The sequence below is a fragment of the Burkholderia sp. Ac-20384 genome (assembly GCF_017104605.1).
In the GTDB taxonomy this organism is placed as follows: Bacteria; Pseudomonadota; Gammaproteobacteria; order Burkholderiales; family Burkholderiaceae; genus Burkholderia; species Burkholderia lata.
Map to the genome: position 1 here is coordinate 1 of NZ_JAAGPE010000535.1, position 3,505 is coordinate 3,505.

Below are 3,505 nucleotides of genomic sequence, written 5' to 3' on the forward strand. Positions count from 1 at the left end.
TGTGGTTCCTGGCCGATGTAATCGGGCTGTTCTCAACTAAAGTGAGCCCGTTCTCACGGAATGTGGTCCCGGGTGCGCCGATATTCTCAGCGAATGTGGTCCCGAAACGGCCGATGTAATCGGTTCCTGTGCCGGATGTAATCAGGCCGCTACAGGTAGCAACTGGCTCGCCCGCAAAGCGATTGGTCAGGGACATCAGGTCCGTATCGTGCCGGCTCAGTTCGTCAAACCGTTTGTTAAGTCGAACAAGACCGATATCGTCGACGCAGAGGCTATTGCCGAGGCGATTTCTCGTCCCACCATGCGCTTCACACAGCCGAAGACGGAAGCACAACTCGATCTGCAGGCACTACATCGAGTTCGGCAAAGACTGGTTTCCAGCAAGACAGCCATCGTCAATCAGGCTCGTGCATTTTTGCTTGAGTACGGCATGACTATCGGAGTTGGCCCCGCATACTTTGTTCGCGATATGCCAAGCATCCTCGCCGACGACGGCAACGGTCTAACGCCTGCGATGCGTGAGCTGTTGCAGGAGCAGTGGCAGGAATACCGCTCCATTGAGGCACGCCTTTTGCAATTACGCCGCCAGATCGAAGCAATCGCAGGGGCCGACGATGTCGCCACACGACTGATCTCGGTACCGGGTATCGCGCATCTGACCGCAACCGCGATTACTGCCTTCGCAGGTACCGGTACCCAGTTTAAATCCGGCCGCCATTTCGCTGCCTGGCTAGGCCTTGTTCCCGGCGAATTCTCCACCGGAGGCAAGCAGCACCTGCTCGGCATCACCAAGCGCGGCAATCCATATCTCCGCAAGCTGTTGATCCACGGCGCCCGAGCGTGCGTCCTGCATCTCGATCGGACCAAGGATCATCTCGGGCTCTGGATTTCGCAGATGGAGGCGAAGGGCATACACCGCAACAAAGTCATCGTCGCACTGGCCAACAAGCTCGCGCGTATAGCGTGGACCATCCTCACGCGACGAGGAACGTTTTATCTTCGGCAGCCGCAAGCACAGTAGGCTGCCGATCACCCGTCAAGGTTTGCAGACGTGCAATTGATGACGAAACAGCGCACCGGCGTTCGGTAAACCCGGGACAAAAAAACGGCTTTCGAGGTCAGTCCACTTATTGGGAACTGAGCGCGCATACCCCATCATGGCCTTGCCGCCAAAAGCGGCTGACTCGCGAGAGGCCGGATACATTTACGCAAACTGTCTCGTCGGAGAACGCCCGCTTGCAAAGCCGGGGCGGACCATACATTTTTTGCGTTGATCTCCTTCATGACGTCCAGTTCGAGATCACGCTCGGCCAGCATCTTCTTGAGCCGTGCGTTCTCCTGCTCGAGTTGCTTCAGCCGTTTTACGTCGGACGCTTCCAGTCCACCGAAATGCTGCCGCCAGTTGTAGATCGTCTGTTCGCTGATTCCGTGCTTCTTCGCCACCTCCGCGACCGGAATCTTGTCCGCCTCGCGCAGGATCGTGACCATCTGCTCTTCCGTGAACCGGCTCTTCTTCAGGACTTCCTTCTCTCCGTTGGAAGCCATTCTCTCAAGTTTCAGCCGGTCCGAAAATTCCAGGGCAGGTCAAGGTCCTGCCGCTACAAAAGCCATCGAATCTGGCGCGACGTGAAATTGTCCAGTTCGTTCTTGAAATTAGCGGAGGGCTAACGGGCGCCATATCGACGATCCTCAACGATGCAACTGAGCTGGCGATCCGGAGCGGCGATGAGTTCATCGATATCCCACACCTCGAGCGTGTTGCCCGAGCAAATGCCTGATATCGACAGGCCTTGGCCGATTGCACCTCGACCCTTCTTCGAGGGGCGGCTTCGGAGAACGGAAAACAAAGCACGTGAAGCTTGCTGGCGCTTGGCTAACGAGCTCCATCCGGTTACGAATGTCGCAATGTCTGGCGCATCCGACGGGCTCTCTTCACCTCGTCGCTCTGATAAATAGACGTCGTTGCAAGCGGAGGCGCACTGTAGTGGCGTAGGTTGCCGCGTACGGTGACGAGTTCACTGCTGCGCGGCAGTGTGCCGCTTGGGGAGGCGCGAGTTCTGCTTGGACTCGCGCCGCAAGGGGGCACTGGATGGTCGGCTTAGATGTTTAAGACGCACCGTTTCAGAAAAACACTGGCACCCAATGCAAACTGGTAGTGCTTTTCGCTTTTTGCGCACCACGTTCGCAGAGCAGCGAGCAAGGAGAAAAAAGATGTGGAACTGTGAATACCCCGTCTATCAATTTTGGATATTAAATGAAGGCGAATTTCCCCCTCAGCCCAAAAGCAGTCGATAAAGTGACTGAAATGGCAGAAACAGCGGGCCAGTCGACAACGACGGCGCCAAAAGCCAAAAGAAATCTCTCTGAAAATTGGAATGGCCCTCCTTCCTTTGCTCAATCACGTGGAATGACGTCAAAGCCATCACATGCTCCCCTGCGGCTACGCGGCGGTGCGGGTATCAATTCGCACGAAAATATCTACGCCCGAATACAAGAAGGCAAATGCAAGGATTATGTCGTACCTCAAACGACCTTCGACGGCACATCCAGTCATCTTGAAGCGGCGATCGACATTGTCAAGAATGCACTCGGCCCAATTTTTCCGCCCGATTTTAATAGAGTTCACATCGTTGAAGCTGACCCAGGCGACGATATTAAAGGGTCGACTTTGGTTGCGGAGGATGGGCAGAGCGCGAGAATCAAGATAAAAACGGACGCTAGCCTCGATAAGCAAACGCAACAAGGCCTGTACGCGCACACACTAGCTCACGAACTGTTCCTTCATGCCCAGTCCGGAATGGATGACAAGGCGCTTGGTGCGCCCGAAAGAAGCGAGTCCGATGACCATCGTCATACCTATTCGCCACCTAGTTCGGACAACCGCTACCTCCAAGCGATGCGGCGGGTACACGACGGACTTGGGAGCGCTGAAGCCAAGCGAAGCTTTGCTTTTGCAATGCAACAGGACATGCTAGACCAGCTTGAACAAGACGAAGACATTGGACAAACCGAATTTGACCAGATCAATTTGTGGACTTCCAGCAGGAGAGACAGCATGGATGACGCAATCGATAACCGAGATAAGCACAAGTGGTAAATCGATCTAACCAACGCTATCGTAAGCCCGTTAAACAACTCTGAATGCGAGTGGCCCGTTTTGTGGCTAGCGTATGGCGCGGCGAGGCCTGATTCGTACTCGGGCCTATTTTTAGCCGAACCGAGCTATGGTCCGGGCGCCTCCGGCATTGATCGCAACGCGCGGAACTTTCCCGGCTGCAGTTTCTGGCTGTGTCGCCACACGTAATCGCCGGTCAGGTTGATATTGACCCTGTCTCGATTCCACGTACAGCAAGAAGTTTGATAACTTTTTGACTGTATGTGACCTGCCCCCGGTTTTAGTCCGGACTGCAGTTAGAGTCCAAGGTTAAAAACTGCTGCTTTGCATCGTGCGCCAAGGCGAACTGCACCGGCGTCAGATAGCCGAGTGAGCTATGAGGCCGCTCGG

General features: G+C 55.1%; 3 protein-coding genes and 1 pseudogene. 2 read left to right on the forward strand and 2 right to left on the reverse strand.

Going from position 1 to position 3,505, the window contains the following annotated elements:
- Positions 1 to 196: hypothetical protein (locus G3O00_RS41250; RefSeq protein ID WP_206146441.1), on the reverse strand; the 196-nt coding region annotated here is incomplete at its 3' end.
- Here G3O00_RS41250 and G3O00_RS41255 point away from each other — a divergent pair.
- Positions 182 to 1,021 (forward strand): IS110 family transposase, encoded by an 840-nt coding sequence (locus G3O00_RS41255; RefSeq protein ID WP_346779030.1) that lies wholly within the window; start codon positions 182 to 184, stop codon positions 1,019 to 1,021. The two genes, G3O00_RS41250 and G3O00_RS41255, sit on opposite strands and share 15 nt — an antisense overlap.
- A 221-nt stretch (positions 1,022 to 1,242) precedes the next feature.
- Here G3O00_RS41255 and G3O00_RS41260 read toward each other — a convergent pair.
- Positions 1,243 to 1,518, reverse strand: a pseudogene (locus G3O00_RS41260) (transposase); the annotation flags it as partial.
- Positions 1,519 to 2,254: 736 nt separating this feature from the next.
- Here G3O00_RS41260 and G3O00_RS41265 point away from each other — a divergent pair.
- Entirely contained in the window at positions 2,255 to 3,097 is an 843-nt protein-coding gene (locus G3O00_RS41265; protein ID WP_206146442.1) for a hypothetical protein, read from the forward strand.
- The last annotated feature ends 408 nt before the right edge of the window (positions 3,098 to 3,505 follow it).

Coding starts and splice junctions, on each gene's coding strand:
- G3O00_RS41265 (WP_206146442.1), top strand. CDS start 2,255: ATGAAGGCGAATTTCCCCCTCAGCCCAAAAGCAGTCGATAAAGTGACT.